Origin of the sequence: Gottfriedia sp. NPDC057991 (assembly GCF_042886615.1) — a bacterium.
Lineage (GTDB): Bacteria > Bacillota > Bacilli > Bacillales > Bacillaceae_G > Gottfriedia.
Genome location: NZ_JBHVQN010000005.1, coordinates 407,124 through 424,908 on the forward strand (window position 1 = coordinate 407,124; position 17,785 = coordinate 424,908).

19 protein-coding genes and 1 riboswitch are annotated in these 17,785 nt (G+C 34.5%); of the genes, 1 reads left to right on the forward strand and 18 read right to left on the reverse strand.

Features of this window, described 5'->3' with window-relative positions:
• Positions 1 to 33 precede the first annotated feature (33 nt).
• From ACFVR2_RS18440 to ACFVR2_RS18520, 17 genes are all read right to left on the reverse strand, one after another.
• Positions 34 to 903 carry an alpha/beta fold hydrolase gene (locus tag ACFVR2_RS18440; RefSeq protein WP_387364884.1) on the reverse strand — a complete coding sequence of 290 codons (870 nt, stop codon included), beginning with the start codon at positions 901 to 903 and terminating at the stop codon, positions 34 to 36.
• 84 nt (positions 904 to 987) lie between these two features.
• Positions 988 to 1,377, reverse strand: a complete 390-nt coding sequence (locus tag ACFVR2_RS18445; RefSeq protein ID WP_387364887.1) for a YidH family protein — start codon at positions 1,375 to 1,377, stop codon at positions 988 to 990.
• 288 nt (positions 1,378 to 1,665) lie between these two features.
• The gene (locus ACFVR2_RS18450; RefSeq protein WP_387364890.1) at positions 1,666 to 2,856 is read right to left on the reverse strand and encodes a M20 family metallopeptidase; all 1,191 of its coding nucleotides are present in this window, start codon (positions 2,854 to 2,856) and stop codon (positions 1,666 to 1,668) included.
• A gap of 45 nt (positions 2,857 to 2,901) precedes the next feature.
• Entirely contained in the window at positions 2,902 to 3,750 is an 849-nt protein-coding gene (locus tag ACFVR2_RS18455; protein ID WP_387364893.1) for a MetQ/NlpA family ABC transporter substrate-binding protein, read from the reverse strand.
• Positions 3,747 to 4,415, reverse strand: coding sequence for a methionine ABC transporter permease (locus tag ACFVR2_RS18460; protein WP_387364896.1), 669 nt, complete (start codon positions 4,413 to 4,415; stop codon positions 3,747 to 3,749). The genes ACFVR2_RS18455 and ACFVR2_RS18460 overlap by 4 nt, the downstream gene beginning before the upstream one ends.
• A complete protein-coding gene (locus ACFVR2_RS18465; protein WP_387364900.1) occupies positions 4,405 to 5,421 on the reverse strand; it encodes a methionine ABC transporter ATP-binding protein in 1,017 nt (338 codons plus the stop codon). Before ACFVR2_RS18465 ends, ACFVR2_RS18460 begins: the two co-directional genes overlap by 11 nt.
• Before the next feature lie 175 nt (positions 5,422 to 5,596).
• Positions 5,597 to 5,714, reverse strand: a riboswitch (SAM riboswitch).
• A gap of 308 nt (positions 5,715 to 6,022) precedes the next feature.
• A complete protein-coding gene (locus ACFVR2_RS18470; protein ID WP_387364903.1) occupies positions 6,023 to 6,457 on the reverse strand; it encodes a hypothetical protein in 435 nt (144 codons plus the stop codon).
• A gap of 5 nt (positions 6,458 to 6,462) precedes the next feature.
• Positions 6,463 to 6,813: an ASCH domain-containing protein gene (locus ACFVR2_RS18475; RefSeq protein WP_387364906.1), complete on the reverse strand. Its 351-nt coding sequence runs from the start codon at positions 6,811 to 6,813 to the stop codon at positions 6,463 to 6,465.
• A 213-nt stretch (positions 6,814 to 7,026) separates the two neighbouring features.
• The gene (locus tag ACFVR2_RS18480; protein WP_387364909.1) at positions 7,027 to 7,818 is read right to left on the reverse strand and encodes a sulfite exporter TauE/SafE family protein; all 792 of its coding nucleotides are present in this window, start codon (positions 7,816 to 7,818) and stop codon (positions 7,027 to 7,029) included.
• 244 nt (positions 7,819 to 8,062) lie between these two features.
• Complete coding sequence (locus ACFVR2_RS18485; protein ID WP_387364912.1) at positions 8,063 to 8,290, reverse strand: sulfurtransferase TusA family protein; 228 nt, start codon at positions 8,288 to 8,290, stop codon at positions 8,063 to 8,065.
• A 22-nt stretch (positions 8,291 to 8,312) separates the two neighbouring features.
• Positions 8,313 to 9,440 carry an MBL fold metallo-hydrolase gene (locus ACFVR2_RS18490; protein WP_387364915.1) on the reverse strand — a complete coding sequence of 376 codons (1,128 nt, stop codon included), beginning with the start codon at positions 9,438 to 9,440 and terminating at the stop codon, positions 8,313 to 8,315.
• 44 nt (positions 9,441 to 9,484) lie between these two features.
• On the reverse strand, positions 9,485 to 10,057 hold the full coding sequence (locus ACFVR2_RS18495) for a sulfurtransferase TusA family protein (RefSeq protein WP_387364918.1): 573 nt from the start codon (positions 10,055 to 10,057) through the stop codon (positions 9,485 to 9,487).
• Between the two features lie 54 nt (positions 10,058 to 10,111).
• The gene (locus ACFVR2_RS18500) at positions 10,112 to 10,408 is read right to left on the reverse strand and encodes a rhodanese-like domain-containing protein (RefSeq protein ID WP_387364921.1); all 297 of its coding nucleotides are present in this window, start codon (positions 10,406 to 10,408) and stop codon (positions 10,112 to 10,114) included.
• 19 nt (positions 10,409 to 10,427) lie between these two features.
• The gene (locus ACFVR2_RS18505) at positions 10,428 to 10,904 is read right to left on the reverse strand and encodes a DsrE/DsrF/DrsH-like family protein (protein WP_129691387.1); all 477 of its coding nucleotides are present in this window, start codon (positions 10,902 to 10,904) and stop codon (positions 10,428 to 10,430) included.
• Between the two features lie 127 nt (positions 10,905 to 11,031).
• Positions 11,032 to 11,292, reverse strand: coding sequence for a metal-sensitive transcriptional regulator (locus ACFVR2_RS18510; protein ID WP_387364925.1), 261 nt, complete (start codon positions 11,290 to 11,292; stop codon positions 11,032 to 11,034).
• A gap of 717 nt (positions 11,293 to 12,009) precedes the next feature.
• Entirely contained in the window at positions 12,010 to 13,485 is a 1,476-nt protein-coding gene (locus ACFVR2_RS18515) for an aminotransferase class V-fold PLP-dependent enzyme (protein ID WP_387364928.1), read from the reverse strand.
• A gap of 314 nt (positions 13,486 to 13,799) precedes the next feature.
• Positions 13,800 to 15,137 carry a D-serine ammonia-lyase gene (locus ACFVR2_RS18520; RefSeq protein WP_387364931.1) on the reverse strand — a complete coding sequence of 446 codons (1,338 nt, stop codon included), beginning with the start codon at positions 15,135 to 15,137 and terminating at the stop codon, positions 13,800 to 13,802.
• Positions 15,138 to 15,331: 194 nt separating this feature from the next.
• Here ACFVR2_RS18520 and ACFVR2_RS18525 point away from each other — a divergent pair, with 194 nt between their 5' ends.
• A complete protein-coding gene (locus ACFVR2_RS18525; RefSeq protein WP_387364934.1) occupies positions 15,332 to 16,525 on the forward strand; it encodes a chromate transporter in 1,194 nt (397 codons plus the stop codon).
• Positions 16,526 to 16,651: 126 nt separating this feature from the next.
• On the opposite strand, the gene ACFVR2_RS18530 is transcribed toward ACFVR2_RS18525, so the two are convergent.
• Positions 16,652 to 17,773, reverse strand: a complete 1,122-nt coding sequence (locus ACFVR2_RS18530) for a glycerate kinase (protein WP_387364937.1) — start codon at positions 17,771 to 17,773, stop codon at positions 16,652 to 16,654.
• Positions 17,774 to 17,785 lie beyond the last annotated feature (12 nt).

Sequence of the window (17,785 nt, forward strand, 5' to 3'; positions counted from 1 at the left end):
ACAATTTCAAATAGATCGAATAAAACCCTAAACTTATTTAAAAAATTTATCAATGATTGAAATTTGTTCATTTGTATTTAAAGCAGGTGCATGACCAACTTTAGGTATTGTTTCCATTTGGAATTTTTGCGTTTCCTTCATTTTTAATGCTACATCAAGTGGCAAGACGTCCGAAACTTCTCCTCGTATGAGTAAAATCTTGGACTGAATAGCTTCCCAGTAATTCCACAAAGTTAGATCTTCCGTATGCTGAAATTGTAATACAATTTTAGGATCATAATCTGGTCCTATTCCACCCTCATCTCTTCTACGGCAAGAATTTTGCGTAAAGTCATTCCATTCTTCTTCGCTCGAAACACCAAATGAATGATAAATTAACTTATAGTAATTCTTCAATTCAGTAAATGTTTTAAATTGAGGTGGTGTACCAACATAGCTAATAATTCTCTTAATTCCTTCAATATCTTGTGGTTGGTTTTCTGAAGCACCTGCCCCAATATCATTTAATACTAAATGAGAAATACGACTTAGATGTTTCGGCGTACCAGCAAGTCGCATTCCAATTGCTCCACCCATTGAAGTCCCTACCCATCGAACTTGTTCAATTTCTAAACGATCTAATAAACCAATCGCTATATTTACATAGTTTTCAAAACAGTAATCTTGCTCAGGAGAAGTACTCCACTGACTTAATCCTCGTCCGATCGTATCTGGGCAAATTACATGGTAATCCTTAGCTAAATGACGAGCTAAAATATCAAAATCCCTACCATTCCTAGTTAAACCATGCCAACAAACAACTGTTGGATTTTTTCTTTCTCCCCATTCTGTAAAATGAAGCTCCATTCCATTAATCGGTTCAAACCGAGACTCAGGATAAAAAATATCAATCACTCCATTCATTTTAGTGTCCACTTTATGTAATATTCGATTTTTATAAAAATATCCCTATAAAAAAAACAGAGAAAAAAATGAAACCATTCAGCTTTATTTAAATAATAATAATGACAAATACAACACAATCATGAATATCAAAAAAGAAAATAGAATTGATACAAGAATAATTGAATTATGTGTAGGTAAAAATTTTCCATTTTGAATTTCTTTCCGCTTTTTACTGTATTGAATAGTAGCTAACACTCCAGTAATAAAACCAACAACACATGCATATATGCCAAGAAAAATTGCTAATGTATTAATGAATTGGTTATCACTAATTTTAATTGTAAAGTGTAGTGAAGTTGTTAAAAATCCTACACCAGTAATTGAGATTGCAGTACGCAGCCATGCTAAATATGTCCTTTCGTTTGCTAGATGCTGTTGTGCATATTTAACACTTTCATCTGAGAAATCTTTTACTTTATTTAAAGAAACCATATTAAATTACCCCTATCAAAGATTTATAGAGTGATAAACTTGTAGAAACCATATCTAAGTTTTAGTTTAAACTTTAAAATTTAAGATTTAGTAAAGTTGAGATTACGTTTTGATAAAATTGAAATGGGGTAATGTAGATTTAGATTTTTTATTAGGTGAATAACGGAAGGAGAAATTAACAGAAGACTACTATATAAATAGAACAAATAACGTCATTAGACTGAGCTTTCAAAAATAAAACGGTCAAAAAGATGGTAATTCCGTCCATCTTTCTGACCGTTCAGCTAACTATTTTTCTGTTTGATGGAATTCATTTTGAACCTTTTCCAAAAGGTTTTTATCAGTTATTAAACGATAGCCCGTCAGAGCCAAAGCTTTTGCGCCCGTTACTAGAGCATGATCACCAAGTGGCGATCTCGCAGCTTCACGGAATTCATTCGTATGAGCAATTAAATCATCAGGTCCTATTTTAATATATGCGTGAGAAGTCGGAACTACATGGCTTACATTTCCGGCATCAGTAGATCCAAGCCCGCCGCTTTTGCTATTCACTATTTCCCCCAATAGGCTTAGTTCTTCACCTAAAATCTCATCAAGAGATTCATTAATAATAAAATCATGGACTTCATTTTGGAATCTTTCAATTTTCACAGTACTACCAGTTGCAAGTGCTGCTCCTTCGGCAATATTACGAATCTTAGTAGATACTTCCTCCGTACGCTTCCAAGTACTAGCGCGGATGAAAAATCTCGCTGAAGCATACTCTGGAATAATATTTGGTGCATCGCCTCCATGAGTGATAATTCCGTGTATGCGAACATCACTAGAAAGCTGCTGACGAAGGGCATTAATGCCATTGAATAACTGGATTACTGCATCTAAGGCATTAATTCCATGTTCTGGTGACCCAGCAGCATGAGCTGCTCTTCCATAAAAATGGAAGTCTAATGGATCGACTGCCAAAGATGGACTCGACAAACCTGTTTTACCACTTGGGTGGAGCATAAGAGCTACATCAACACCTTCTAGTAAACCATTTTTTACGAAACTCCCCTTTGCACTTCCGTTTGGCCCACCCTCTTCTGCAGGTGTTCCAAATATGACAACCTCTCCGCCAGTCCCAGAGATGACTTCAGCAAGAGCGATTCCTGCTGCTACACTTGTTGTCCCAATAATATTATGTCCGCATGCATGACCAAGACCAGGTAGCGCATCGTATTCTGCTAAAAAAGCGATGGTTGGGCCTTGCTTAGATGACGTTTTCCTTGCTACAAAACCTGTTTCATGTCCCGCAATATTACGTGTTACATCGAAACCAGCTTCTTCTAGAATTTTAGTATGTGTTTCTGATGCAAAAAATTCTTGATTGCCAATTTCAGGTTTCTCATGAATTTGGTGGCTAATTTCAAGATAGGTTTCCTTCGCTTCCTCAATACTTTTCACAATTTGTTCTCTTTGTGTTTCAATTTGAACTGTCATTTAAACGATCTCCCTTCTATTCTTTTAAATAAGCATGAACTAGCTTTATAGACTTTTAATTTTATCAATCGAAATGACTACCGGAACCGTAGCGCCTTTGTCACGTTTAATAATGTAATCATGAACTTCTTTTGATTGATAAGACTTTACAATCTTTGCAAAGTCCTTGTCATCTTTATTCTTCGTACGAGATGCAATAACATTGATATACGGCATAGCTGCTTTATCATTAGGATCTTCCTTATAAAGTGGATCCTTTGAAGGGTCTAAGCCCGCTTGAACGGCGAATCCATTATTGATGATCGCTGCTGCCACATCATCTAATGATCTAGCTGTTTGCCCTGCAGCAATCGGTTTGATTTTTAAATGCTTAGGATTTTCTTTAATTTGTTCAATACTTCCTTTAGGGTCAAAATTATCTACTAAACTAATTAACTTTGAAGATTGTAATAGTTTAAGTGCACGGCCAGCGTTCGTAACATCATTTGGTATCGTAATCGTTGCTCCATCTGGAATATCACTTAGCTTTTTAAATTTATGTGAGTATATCCCCATTGGCGCAATCACCGTCGAGCCAATCGCTGAAATATCTAAATTATGATCGCCTTTAAATTGGTTCATATAAGTAATCGTTTGAAAAGCATTTAAATCAAGGCTACCGTCATTTAGTGCTGTGTTAGGCTGAACATAATCTGAAAATGATATAATTTTCAATTTAATCCCTTCATTTTTCACTTGTTTTTGTACAATATTCCAAAGTTCATAATCATCACCGTTAATACCAATCTTAACTGTTCTCTCTTTTCCATTACCTGATGATGCATTAGAACCACATGCTGATAATACCGAAACCGTTAATAATAATGCTGCAAAAATAGTAAAAAACTTTTTCATCCTCTTTTCCTCCTTACATATCTTGACCACGTATTTCCTAAACTTTGTATGAGTTGAACAATAACTACTAGTAATACAACTGTAATGACAATAACCAATGTTTCAAAGCGCTGATAACCATATGTAATAGCTAAGTCACCTAATCCCCCAGCACCAACGGCACCAGCTGCCGCGGTCGATCCAATCAATCCAATCGTTGCAGTTGTAAATGATAGAATCAACGATGGAATCGCTTCAGGTAAAATAAACTTCACGATGACTTGAAACTTTGTTGCTCCCATTGAATAGGCAGTTTCCAGCACTCCCTTATCCACTTCTAGCATGGAATTCTCAATCAATCTTGCCAAATAAGGTCCTACAAAGATTGAAAGCGGAACAATTGCTGCCACTACGCCAATGGACGTTCCCGTCAATAATCTAGTAAACGGTATAATGGCAACTAGTAAAATAATAAATGGTACAGATCGAACAATATTTATAATGGTATTTAGCAACGTAAATAAAGGTTTGTTTTCCATTATATGACCTGGCCTTGTTACAACTAGGATAATACCTAAAGGCAATCCTATGATTGTGCCAAAAATAAATGACCCTAGTACAGTTAGAAATGTATCTTGAGTTGCCTGCAAAAACTGCGGCCAAAAGAATTCCCAATTAAGCTCCATTTAACTCAACCTCCCTTACATCTATCCCCTTTTCCGAAATAAATTTAATAGCTTTTGCGCTTTCCTCTTTTGTTCCTTCTAGTGCCACAAGCAAATTCCCATAAGGTCTTTCTTGTAGCTCTGTAATCGATCCATAAAGAATGTTTAAATGTATATCAAATTTTTTAAGAACCTCTGATAATAGTGGATTGGCTGCCTTGTCACCTAGGAAGACTAATTGATAATATTTCCCCTTTGATAATGTTTTCGATAACCTAGACGGCACCTCATTTTGTAATACAGTGTTAACAAAATTCTTTGTAATACTTTTTTGTGGATTCGTAAAAACGTTGTAAACATTGCCTTCTTCGACAATTTCACCATTATCAATGACGGCCACTTTATCACATAAATCACGAATTACACTCATTTCATGGGTAATAAGGAAAATTGTAAGATTATAGGATTTATTTACCTTCCTTAAAAGCTCTAATACATTCTTTGTTGTTTCAGGGTCTAATGCAGATGTAGCTTCATCACATAACAAAAGATCTGGGTCTGTTACGAGTGCCCTTGCAATTCCCACTCTTTGCTTTTGTCCCCCCGATAAGTGCCCCGGAAATACATCTTGCTTCCCTGTAAGTCCAACAAATTCAATTAATTCCATTACCTTTTCCTGAACATCCCGTTTCTTCTTTCCTTCAAGGTATAGCGGCATTGCGATATTATCAAATACCGTTTTGGCTGAAAGTAGATTAAAGTGTTGGAATACGACACCAATTTTTCTACGTGTCTTACGTAACTCTTCATCTTTTAATGTCATTAGGTTCAATCCATCGATCAGAACTGAACCTTCTGTTGGCTCTTCAAGTCTATTTAAACAACGAATTAATGTACTTTTTCCTGCTCCAGAAAAGCCAATGATTCCATAGATCTCACCTTTCTCAATTTTCATATTAATATTATTTAAAGCTTTAATTGGTGGTCTTCCAGGATAAACCTTGGAGACATTTTTAATCTCAATCAAATTCCTTCCTCCAATGCAAGTTATTACAAATACTATAACTTAGTAAACACATTTGAAAACTAGGATTTATATTTATGTTTCCCCCATTTTTCTCCTATGGCAACACATCAAAAAACCCCCTTCTTATCCAATAGGACAGATAAGAAGAGGGGTTATAATATATAAGCCACTTTACTTCTTATCTTTCAAATCGCTTGAACGATTTGCAGGAATTAGCACGGTATTTGTTACGAAACAACAAACCCGTTGCCGAGGTATCGTAGGGCCAGTCCCTCCACCTCTCTGGATAAGTAATAGAATTTATTAAGTTTTTAAATTATTGAGTTCATGTTATCTCTCTTTTTATAATACGTCAAGAATTTTTTAAAAATTTTTTAGAAAAAATTATGTTTGAAAATAGCATTTTTTTACGAGCACTGTTTGAATCGGGTCTTATGTCCTTCATATTCAAATCAAAAAAACTATTTCATATACCGTTTGAAATAGGTCGGTATGCTTATTTTTTTTGAATTTTTATTAGTATTTCATTTAAAAGAAGACCAAAAAAAGCAGACAAGGCTTCTTCGATAAAAGAGAACTTGTCTGCTTAATTGAATCATGCCTACCATAATGCAGGCTTTACTACCATAAACCATAGCATAACCATCAAAAGAACGATGTAAATCCAAATAGATCGACGAAGCTTCTGAATCAGCATTCTCCGGTCATGGGTTGGTTCACTGAATTTCCGAATGGTCGGTGAAAAGGCTCTAGCTAGAAAAAATAATGAACTCACCAAAAGAAGAATGGTCATCACAATCCAAGATGTTTTCCACGACCAATGGCCCACTAGTACCAACAAGACCCCTGATCCAACCAGTACATGCCCAGCATGCTTTGCTAATCTGACAGCAAACCGGAATACATCCAAATAGCTCTGTTGTATCGCGGACTGCGAGGTATGCAGCTTTTTAATGATCGGAATCAATACAAAAAAAGGGCCGATTGATAAGATTACACTAGCAATATGTATGTAAAGAAGCAATCTATACAGCATATAAATTAATCTTGGATGAGACGGAACTCATGAACCCATACCCTCATTTTTGGAAGCCAAGGCATTCCAGGGTGTATTGACAGGATCGATTGCTTATACTCTTCTACTGTCGTATAGCCTTCCTGCTTAGCATCCTCATCAGTCAATTCACCTAAGGCTTGCGAATAAACTCGTTCAACAACATACTGGCGATTTTGAAGGGTCATCACTTCCCCAACATCTGCATATCTCCCGTTGCGGCGAGTAGCAGTTTTTTGTCCTGCCAATACTTTTTCGACATCCTCTTGAAGTGTAACAAGGCGTTCAATTGAACATGTTTTTGGCGGTAAAGCGTTCGTTTCATTTTGATTTGACATTTAATTCATTCTCCATTTCAAATTAAATTTATAGTAAAGGCTATTTAAAAAAACGACTAGTTCCATTTTAATTAATTTAGTACAAAATAAGCAAATTTTATTTAAGAATATTGCAACAAAAAGCACCGTACATGTAGCACCATAATAAAGTCCAATAAAAAAACAGAAAAACTCCCAAAATAGTTTTTCTGTTTTTTTACAGTTAATCCTTATTCAACTAACCCATGATTTAATAATCGTAAACCAAATTTTCAAAGCAGTAAAACCAATTAAAACTGCCAGAATCCCTCGTAAAACCTGCGTTTTTGTTTTTTTGCCTATTTTTGCACCTAATGGTGAAGCGATTAAGCTTGCAATTACAACAATAATTGTAGGCAATACTTCAACTTGACCAGTAGAGATTTTTCCGATCGTTACGCCAATTGAAGAGATAAATGTTATGGCAAGTGAAGAAGCGATTGTCACACGAGTTGGTATTTTTAAGATTGTTAACATGATTGGTACTAGCAGAAATGCTCCTCCTGCACCAACAATACCTGCACTAGTTCCAACGATAAATGCCAGACCTGCAGCAAGCCATACATTAATTGAAATTTGACCATCTGATGACATCTCGACGTTTTTTCTAGGAATAAACATTAAAACGACTGCAATCATTGCTAAAATTCCGTAAACAAGATTAATTCCATGTTCTGAAAGAAGATTTGAACCAAATCCTCCAAGAAAACTTCCTATTAGTACACTTATTCCCATACTTAATATTACTTTTTTGTTTAAAAAACCGCTTTTACGATAGCTTAATACCCCACCTAAAGTAGCAAATACTACTTGGACGGCACTTATACCTGAAACTTGATGTGGAGAAAAAGCAGCAAATCCTAATAATGGAGGAATAAATAAGAGCATTGGATAATTTATAATCGCTCCACCAATCCCTACCATTCCTGAAATAAAGGACCCAAAAAAACCAACTAAGAAAAGTACTAAAACTAAGGTCCACTCCATTTTAAGTCCCCCTATAATAGAAAAGGAGATGTAACTCTCCTTTCAGTGTATATACACAGTTCTATAAACTTGAATTTCAGACTGATTGCAAGCGCTTGTCTTTCGAGGCGCGAAGCCTGGTGAGGAGCGGAGTTACCCTAGACGGTAATGAGCACCGCAGACAGGCGAAGCAACGAAGAAAGCGAGCGTTTGGCGGGCAGTCTGAAAGGAGATGTAACTCTCCTTTTCCACTTAATCTATTAATTCATCCCTTTTTAATCCAAAATTTTAAAACATTGTCTTCTTCGGTATAATTTAATAATTCGTGTCCACCTGATTTAGCCCAAGCTGCAAGGTCGTTTTTAGCACCTTTATCAGTGACATGAATTTCTAGAACTTCTCCTGCTTCAATCTCTGCAATTGCTTTTCTTGTTTTTACAATTGGAATTGGACAAGCTAAGCCTTTAGCATCTAATAATTTTTTAGTTTCCATTTCTATTTCCCTCCAAGTCTCATTAACGTACTGCACAGCGATTTGGACCAATTTCCATTTCTCTCTGTTTTTCTTCATTTAAGTTAATTTTACCCATATTTGCTTCACGGATTTCTTGATATGAGTTTGGTTGTGGTGGTAAGTTCTCAGTTACTAACTTTCTAAATTCACTTTCACTCTCAATGTTCAACCCATGATTCTGATCAAATAAATATCCGAGTTTTTTATAAACACTACCGTCTTCGTTCAATTCACTAATCACCATAAAGTGTGATGGAAGCACGACTAATTCAAGCGATAAATTTCGGTATTTTTTATAAAGGGTTTCGCGTAAGTCCCCTACCCAATCCTCTGCCATTCCAGCAAGATCAGGTCTTCCAATTGAATCGATAAATAAAATATCACCAGAAAGTAAAAACTTTTCATCAATAACAAATGAAGTTGAGCCGATTGTATGTCCAGGTGAATAAATAGCCTCAATACTGATTGCTGTTTCACCAATCATTACCTTATTCCCATCTTCTAATGGACTATATTCAAAAGTAACCTCTTTAGCATCCTTTGGCGGTAACCAGTATGTTGCGCCCGTAATCTCAGCAATTTTTCTTCCACCAGAAATATGATCTGCATGAAGGTGAGTATCAAATACATTTGTGATTTTTACGTTCTTCGTTTTTGCAAAATTAATGTAGATATCCGTCATTCGAGTAGAATCAATAATAGCAGCCTCATTATTTGAGATAACCATGTAGGATAAGCATCCCTTACCGATTCTGACAAATTGATACAGCTGTCCACCATTTTTCAAATTTGCAATTTTAACTGGTTCTAGATATTCACTCCACTCTTTCATACCGCCTTTAAGGTAAGCTACGTCTAGTCCCTCGTCTGAAAGCATCTCTGCAATCATGATGGATGATCCTTCTTTAGCACACACAACTAAAACATCTGTACTTGTAGGAATCTTATCTAAAATGTCTTCAACCCCATCAAGTAAATCAAAATAAGGTATATTTAAATGTTCAAAATTTGAACCTTCTATTTTCCAATCTTTATAATCATCAGTATTTCTTACGTCTAAAATAAATAGTTCTTCTTTATCAAATATTTTTTTTGTAATCTCTTTTGCAGACATTGCTGTGACTGCCATCTTACATACCCCCTACAGTATATTTTTATTCAAAAAAAATTAGATTAACCTTTTATGCTTACAGTTTCCCCAGACCACTCGGTCATTCCAGGAATTACATTAAACACATTAGTAAAACCACTCGAAACTAGCAATTGAGCAGCAAGATCACTACGGTTTCCTGTTCTGCAAACGATATATATTTCATTATCTTTATTTAACTCTGTCATACGGTTCTCCAATTCACCTAAAGGGATTGATACCGCATTTGGTATATGATTAAATGCATATTCTGCTTCTTCTCTTACATCTAAAACGATTATATTTTCGTTTTGTAGCTTTTGACTTAATTGATCGTTCGAAATGACGTTTTCAAATCTTTTTTCAATTGTATTTTCATCTGAAGATTTTCTTAAATAATGAAGTAATACTTCGCCATTTTCGATTGTTCCTAAATATTGATTTCCCGTGCTTTCTGCCCAAGCTTTAATGTCTGCTTTAGATCCTTTATCAGTCGCTTGAACCTCGATTACTTGCCCACTTTCTAATTCCTTCATTGCTTTTCTAGTCTTCACAATCGGCATTGGACAAGCTAATCCTTTTGCATCTAATTTCACGTTTGATTTAATCAGTTCCATCTGACAACCTCCATACTTAAAATACCACTCGGGGTATTTATTTAATCAAAAAAATTATTCTACGTTTCCTTCCCAAGAAAGCATTCCGCCGACCATATTTTTAGCGCTAAAGCCATGAGATTGAAGGAATTCCGTTGCACGACCACTTCTAGCACCTGAACGACAAACCATAATATATTCTTTTGATTTATCTAATTCGTGTAATCGAAATTCGATTAATCCAAGAGGAATATGAATAGCTTCTTGAATTTTTCCAGCTGCAACTTCATCTACTTCACGAACGTCGATAATATTTACTTCTTTTCCAGTTTTTAATTCATTTTCAAGCTCAATCGTAGTAATTTCTTTCATGTTATTCAATCCTTTCTAATTAAATAAATAAGTTAACTTGACCTTCTTCTGCTTCACCAATGTAGGCTGCAACACCAGCATACTGAATATCTTCTAATAACTCTTCGGTTTGTAGACCTAACAGATCCATTGTCATTGTACATGCTACTAAATTAATATCTTGTTCTTGGGCCATTTCAATTAATTGTGGTAAAGGCAATGCATTATGCTTTTTAATAATATCCTTAATCATCTTTGGTCCAAAACCAGCAAAATTCATTTTCGAAAGTCCCATTTTATCTGCGCCTCTAGGCATCATCTTTCCAAACATCTTTTCAATAAAACCTTTTTTTGTTGCTACATGTTCACCTTTTCGTAAAGCATTTAATCCCCAAAATGTATGAAAAATAGTTACTTCATGATCAAATGCTGCTGCACCGTTCGCAATAATGTAGGCAGCCATTGCTTTGTCATAATCTCCACTAAATAAAATGATATTAGTTTTCTTAGTTGTCATATTCTTTCTCCTTATCGTTCTTTATACCCACTAGGGTATATTACAAAACAAAAAAATATATCTTATATATACTATTACCCCTATGGGTATATGATATTAAAAATAAAAAATTGTGTCAAACCATATATTATCTACTTTTTACAAGTAAATTTACTGCTTCTTTCACTAAATCTTCGGCATCTTGCCCGTTTTCATTCGCATTTCGGACACAATCAACTAAGTTTGAGCTTACGATTACGCCAATCGTACGATCCAAAGCTGATTTAACTGCTGATAACTGTGTAATGACATCTTTACAGTCTTTGTCTTCTTCCATCATTTTTAAAATTCCACGAATCTGACCCTCAATCCGCTTTATTCTATTTTTTATTGGATCATCATACTTCATTAAATCACCCCTAACTCAGAAAACTAAATAAAGCTTAAGCATTTATTTTAGAATACATGTGCAATATTCTTACTTAGAATATATACCCCTTAGGGTATGTTGTCAATCATTTATTTTTATATAAATTATCCTCTTTTAGTGAGTTAAAAGTAGAACATCAACAAAATAGATCGTAATAATATGATCTTTTTCAAAGAGTTGAAATATATTTTAGTCAATATTGAAAAAACATTAAATGAATTTCTATAAAAAAAAGTCCCTTTATTATTGTTTTATCTGTCATCTTATTGATAAATACGTGATTTTGGTTGATAAAAAAATTTTAACTAACTTGCAAAAATTAAAATATCTTCTTTTTTGACGATCAATATTTGTAAAGATGTGTGGTCATCATCATAAGTTATTTGATTATTAAAGGGTAATTCATTAGTTCCTATTCCATTGTTTTTAAGATTATTATTTTTTTATAAAGAACTTGATTGGAACGAAAGGGTGCCAGGCTTCTATGGGAGAAGCGGGAAGGCTGAGACCCCGTAGGCGGCGCTGAGGAGGCTAAAGAATCTCGCCCCATGGAAAGCGAGCACACTGTAGTGGAAATCAATAGGACACAACTTACTTATCAATGATTAATCCAACAATTTATTTGACAAATTCTTTTTTCAACAGCATGAAAAAAGATCACAATAATATGATCTTTTTTCGCGTTACCTTGAAATTTTAAGACTTTACAGCCATTTCCATCTCAAAATAAGTACCTACTTCCATAACTGCTTCGTCTTTATGAATAAAGTCATTTTTCTCTTTTAAATAAATATAGTCTTTAGACCATTCACCAATGTTTTGAATAATATCTTTTAAAGCATTAGTGAATATGACTACTTCTTCATTCGTCGTCGTTGGATGAACACTCATGCGAATCCAACCAGGCTTAACACTAATATTGCCATTATCGATTTCATCTGTAATTGCTTTAGACATTTCTCTTGTTATATTTAGTAGCATATGTCCATAAGTACCCGCACATGAACAGCCACCTCGCACTTGAATTCCGTAACGATCATTTAATAACCTAACTACTAAATTATGATGAATATCTTTTAAATAAAAAGAATAAAAACCTAATCTTGGATTGCTTGAGTCTTCGAGTAACATTACATTTTCAATTGTTCTAAGCTCATCTAATACGATGTGTGCCAATTCTTCTTCACGATTTAATATATTCGCTGTACCCATTGCATTTTTCACCTTAATTGCAAGAGCTGTTCTAATTGTTTGCAGAAAGCCTGGAGTACCTCCATCTTCTCTTTCACGAATATTGTTAATGTATTTTTTCTCACCCCATGGATTTGTCCATTCAACAGTTCCTCCGCCTGGATGATCTGGAATTTTATTTTGATACAGAGAAGAGTCAAATATTAAAACTCCACTACTACCAGGTCCTCCTAAAAACTTGTGTGGAGAAAATAGAATTGCATCAAGTTTTTCCATTGGATCACTAGGATGCATATCAATGTCAACATATGGTGCAGAAGCTGAGAAATCTACAAAACAAACGCCATTATAATCATGCATTAGTCTAGCTAGCTTATGATAAGGTGTAATTAAACCAGATACATTAGAACAAGCACTGAATGATCCGATTACTTTTCGTTTATTTTTATAAAACTCAAGTCGTTTTCTTAAAAATTCTAAATCAACTACGTTGTTCGCACAATTAGGTACAACTTCCACATCACAAATTGTTTCTAACCACGAAGTATGATTGCTATGATGCTCCATGCTTGTTATAAAAACAACTGGTCTTTCTTCCTCAGGTATACTTAAACGGAAATTGAAATTTTCATGTATTTTTAGCCCTAAAATACGTTGAAACTTATTCATAACGCCAGTCATTCCTGATCCATCTGTTATGATTGTGTCGGAAGCGCTTGCATTAACATGTTCCTTTATGATCTGTAATGCTTCATGATAACAATTCGTCATCGTGCTTCCAGTTATATTTGATTCCGTATGCGTATTTGCAACATAAGGCCCAAAAGTTGAAACTAATTTTTCTTCAACAGGTCCATATAACCTACCGCTCGCAGCCCAATCTAAATAAATAATTTTCTTTTCACCAAATGGCGATAAGAATGTTTTTTCATTTCCAATAATCTCTTTTCTAAATTGTGAAAAATACTTTTCTAAATTCAATTTTATCGCTCCTAATGAGAATATGTTTTGTGCTTTTTAATCGGAAGGCTCTGTTTAGGTAAATAAGATAAAACCGAGTATTCCAATACCCTATTGGGTATTATATAAAATGCACTGAAGCCAGTCCGCTCATGACGGAGTGGCTTTTTTAAAGTAATTTATCAATTTTTAAACAGAACCAATTAAAAAGAAAATATCTTGCGTCAAAATCTAAATAGAAAACTTATTTACATATACAAATATATGTCAAATTATTCAGCATTAAAAGAATTTTTTCACTTTTAAAATATTAGTAAAATTTTACACTATCTATTTTATTTAAAAAAGGACCCTTTTTGATAGTACTCTTTCATCATTTTTTCTGGGACCATACTACCACCTGTCCCCCAAATGACATGGGTACTATTCTTTATTTTTTTCAACAAATTATTTTTTAGTAAATAATTTTTGCCCTCATTAAATAATTTTATTGGACCGATCATACCAGCTAGTGCTGACGGTTCTAAATAAAGATCCTCAGTATCAGCTAACTCTTTTAACATTGTATATAGTTTTTCATCACTAATTGTATAGCTACCGCTTAAAAAAGGCTCAATGATCTTTCCTACAAAGCCAGATGGTCTCCCTACAGCTAGGCCATCTGCATCTGTTTTATTATCAATACCGAAATCTTGTACAGAAACTTGATCATGAAGTCCAGTCATTAATCCCATCAACATACATGGAGAATGAGTTGGCTCGGCAAAGAAGCAATGAACATTATCTTTAAATAATAGTTTCAATCCAAATGCGACACCACCAGGACCTCCCCCAACTCCGCAAGGTAAATAAACAAATAGTGGATGATTTTCATCAATTGTAATGTCTAATTCTTCAAATTGCTTTTTTAAACGTGAAGCTGCTACTGCATATCCTAAAAATAAATCATTTGAATTTTCATCATCTACAAAATAACAATTAGGATCTGCTTCTGCTTGTATTCGACCTTCTTCTACTGCTTTACTATAATCCGCCTCGTACTCAATGACATTTACGTTTTTACTTCTAAGTAAATCTTTTTTCCACTGCTTTGCATCCGCTGACATATGTACCGTTACTTTAAAACCTAACTTTGCACTAATAATTCCAATACTCATACCTAAATTACCTGTAGACCCTACTGCAATTGAGTAGTTTGAGAAAAACTCTCTAAAAATATCACTATCTATTTTTGAGTAATCATCATCAATCGTTAATAATTGATGCTTTAAAGCTAGGCTTTCGGCATGCTTTAATATTTCATAAATGCCACCTCTTGCTTTAATTGACCCTGAGATTGGTAAATGACTATCACATTTTAAAAATAATTCTCCTAATATAGTTTGTTGAAAATTTTTCTCTAATGATTGTTTCATAGAAGGAATTTGTACTAAAGGAGACTCAATAATGCCATTTGTATCTTTTGTTTCTGGAAAAACCTTTGAAATATATGGGGCAAACCTTTTTAATCGTTCATCCGCGTCGTTTACATCATCTTGAGTAAGTGGTGACTTGTTAATTGCTTTTTGAAACATCTCAAAATTTGGATTCAACCAAAGATATTCCTCTAATTCAATCAGTTTTTTTAAGATTGGATAATTTTCTATATATGCCTGTATATCAATTCTTTCCATCTATTTTCCTCCTAGCCTTAAACAGTTTATATGTAGTTTATCAGATATTATTACTAGAACAGTAACGTTGTTTTCAAAAAGAGTTTCTAGAATAGCTTTGATTGTTAATCTTTTGTAAATTCCCATCAAAAGAGATTGGTTTAGATTTTGATTCAAACTATACTATTTCTATGTATCAGTTGTTGGAGGGAAATATGAATCCTAATCATAAAAATAGTAAGTTATATCTTTTGTTAGAAATACTTATTGTTTCTACTAAACTAGGTTTAACTTCTTTTGGTGGACCAATAGCTCATTTAGGTTATTTTCGCGAAGAATATGTAAGAAGAAAAAAGTGGATTGACGATCAAAACTATGCTGACTTAGTAGCTTTATCACAATTTTTACCCGGACCAGCAAGTAGCCAAGTTGGCATTGGAATTGGCTTAATACGTGCAGGGGTCTTAGGAGGCATTGTCTCATTTATTGGATTTACATTACCATCAGTAATTGCACTTATCTTATTTGCATTATTACTACAAGACTTGGATATAAAAAATTCAGGTTGGATCCATGGACTAAAACTAGTTGCTGTTCCGATTGTTGCACAGGCTATTTTAGGTATGGTGAAGAACTTAACGCCTGATTTAAGAAGGAAACTACTTGCTTTGTTTGCATTGATTGTTACATTAATATGGCAAACAGCATTCTCTCAAATTGTTGTCATTTTAATTTCTTCAATTGTAGGTTTTTTTCTATATCAAGATAATGAAAATAGTGATAAAACTACACTCACTACTAATATCTCGAAAAAGTTTTCTGTGTTTTGTTTAGTTATATTTTTTATTTTATTGGCAATATTGCCTTTAATTAATTCCATATCATCATCTAAATGGATCGCTATATTTGATCGTTTCTATAGAGCAGGATCAATGGTATTTGGTGGAGGCCATGTTGTTCTTCCTTTACTTGAACGTGAATTTGTTCCTACTGGATGGCTAAACAAAGAAACATTTTTGGCTGGATATGGTGTCACGCAGGCTGTACCTGGACCATTATTTACGTTTGCGGCCTATTTAGGAACTATAATGATGGGCTGGCGAGGAGGTTTAATTGCAACAATTGCCATCTTTTTACCCGCTTTCCTTCTTATTTTAGGTACTTTCCCATTTTGGTCTAGTATGCGTCGTAGTTCGAAATTAAGGAGAGCTTTATTAGGTGTAAACGCAGCAGTAGTTGGAATTCTAGTTTCAGCTTTTTTTAATCCAATATGGGTAAGCTCTGTATTTTCGATTTTTGACTTTTTAATCGTAGCGATCTTATTTAGTATGTTAGTAATAATGAAATTACCACCGTGGGTTATTGTACTTGTAGGAGCAATTAGTGGAGAAATTTTATCTAGAATTTGAATTTTATTTTGTTTATTATCTATTCAAACTTTAAGAAAACAGCCCCTCCCCAATTTTAAAAGAAGGGCAAATCCAATAAAAAAGCAGGAAATCTCATACAATGATTTCTGCTTTTTTATTTTCAAATTATTTTAACAATACAGCAATATTTCTCGCAGTTCTTTCAATATTTTCAAATGCGTTTTTCATCACATCTTCAATCGGTAAGATTGCAGGAATCGTAGGAAAAATGGCATCGATTCCTTGTTTATACAATTCCTCTATCCCATCACCAATACTACCACAAATTGCAATTACTTTCGCATTAGATGGGGCACAAGCAGCCGCCCCAACAGGTGCTTTACCATAAATTGTTTGTCCATCCATTCTGCCTTCGCCTACAATTACGATGTCAGCATCCTTACATACTTCTTTAACATTTAATTGTTCAAGAACTAGTTCAATCCCTTTTTTTATTGAAGCATTTGCGAATAGCATTAGGCCTGCACCCATGCCCCCACCAGCTCCACTACCAGGGATCTCTGAGACGGATTTATTTAGATAATGCTCAGCAATCTGATAGAAATTTCCCATTGCTTCATCCATTGTAGCTAATTGAGCCTTAGAAAGTCCTTTCTGTGGTCCAAATATATAGGTTGCTCCATTTCTACCAATTAATGGATTAACAACATCTGCCGCAATAGTGATTTTCGCTTTATCTAAAAGTGGTGACTTTTTTTCATCAGACATTGAAGCTACTTTTAGCAATGCCTCACCATTACATTCAATTTCCCCACCATTTTGATCGAAGAATTGGTAGCCTAGCGCTTGAGCCATTCCAATCCCACCATCATTTGTTGAGCTACCTCCAACACCAACAATAAGCTCAGAAGCTCCACGCTCAATAGCATAAAGAATTAATTCGCCAACACCAAAGGAAGTAGTTTGTAATGGATCACGTTTTTCAGGGGGTACAAGATGCAGACCACAGGTTTCAGCCATTTCGATAAATGCCGTTTTATTATCCTTAGAAAATGCAATTTTAGCTTGAACAGTTTCATTAAGTGGGCCTGTTACATTAATGGTTTCTACTTCTCCGCCATTTGATGCGATTAAAGCTTGAACAGTGCCCTCCCCTCCGTCAGCCAATGGTAATAAATGATACTCTGCTTTCGGGAATACGGAATGAAAGCCTTTATGAATGGCATTAGCTACATTCGTTGCATCTAAGCTTTCTTTAAAGGAATCAGGTAATATAACTACTTTCATTTGTCTTCCTCC

What these genes read in the sequence shown, in the direction of transcription:
- ACFVR2_RS18445 (WP_387364887.1), bottom strand. Translation starts at nt 1,377, where the DNA reads ATGGTTTCTTTAAATAAAGTAAAAGATTTCTCAGATGAAAGTGTTAAA.
- ACFVR2_RS18460 (WP_387364896.1), bottom strand. Translation starts at nt 4,415, where the DNA reads ATGGAGCTTAATTGGGAATTCTTTTGGCCGCAGTTTTTGCAGGCAACT.
- ACFVR2_RS18485 (WP_387364912.1), bottom strand. Translation starts at nt 8,290, where the DNA reads ATGGAAACTAAAAAATTATTAGATGCTAAAGGCTTAGCTTGTCCAATT.
- ACFVR2_RS18475 (WP_387364906.1), bottom strand. Translation starts at nt 6,813, where the DNA reads ATGTCAAATCAAAATGAAACGAACGCTTTACCGCCAAAAACATGTTCA.
- ACFVR2_RS18440 (WP_387364884.1), bottom strand. Translation starts at nt 903, where the DNA reads ATGAATGGAGTGATTGATATTTTTTATCCTGAGTCTCGGTTTGAACCG.
- ACFVR2_RS18530 (WP_387364937.1), bottom strand. Translation starts at nt 17,773, where the DNA reads ATGAAAGTAGTTATATTACCTGATTCCTTTAAAGAAAGCTTAGATGCA.
- ACFVR2_RS18455 (WP_387364893.1), bottom strand. Translation starts at nt 3,750, where the DNA reads ATGAAAAAGTTTTTTACTATTTTTGCAGCATTATTATTAACGGTTTCG.
- ACFVR2_RS18480 (WP_387364909.1), bottom strand. Translation starts at nt 7,818, where the DNA reads ATGGAGTGGACCTTAGTTTTAGTACTTTTCTTAGTTGGTTTTTTTGGG.
- ACFVR2_RS18520 (WP_387364931.1), bottom strand. Translation starts at nt 15,137, where the DNA reads ATGGAAAGAATTGATATACAGGCATATATAGAAAATTATCCAATCTTA.
- ACFVR2_RS18500 (WP_387364921.1), bottom strand. Translation starts at nt 10,408, where the DNA reads ATGAAAGAAATTACTACGATTGAGCTTGAAAATGAATTAAAAACTGGA.
- ACFVR2_RS18505 (WP_129691387.1), bottom strand. Translation starts at nt 10,904, where the DNA reads ATGACAACTAAGAAAACTAATATCATTTTATTTAGTGGAGATTATGAC.
- ACFVR2_RS18525 (WP_387364934.1), top strand. Translation starts at nt 15,332, where the DNA reads ATGAATCCTAATCATAAAAATAGTAAGTTATATCTTTTGTTAGAAATA.
- ACFVR2_RS18495 (WP_387364918.1), bottom strand. Translation starts at nt 10,057, where the DNA reads ATGGAACTGATTAAATCAAACGTGAAATTAGATGCAAAAGGATTAGCT.
- ACFVR2_RS18490 (WP_387364915.1), bottom strand. Translation starts at nt 9,440, where the DNA reads ATGGCAGTCACAGCAATGTCTGCAAAAGAGATTACAAAAAAAATATTT.
- ACFVR2_RS18470 (WP_387364903.1), bottom strand. Translation starts at nt 6,457, where the DNA reads ATGCTGTATAGATTGCTTCTTTACATACATATTGCTAGTGTAATCTTA.
- ACFVR2_RS18510 (WP_387364925.1), bottom strand. Translation starts at nt 11,292, where the DNA reads ATGAAGTATGATGATCCAATAAAAAATAGAATAAAGCGGATTGAGGGT.
- ACFVR2_RS18450 (WP_387364890.1), bottom strand. Translation starts at nt 2,856, where the DNA reads ATGACAGTTCAAATTGAAACACAAAGAGAACAAATTGTGAAAAGTATT.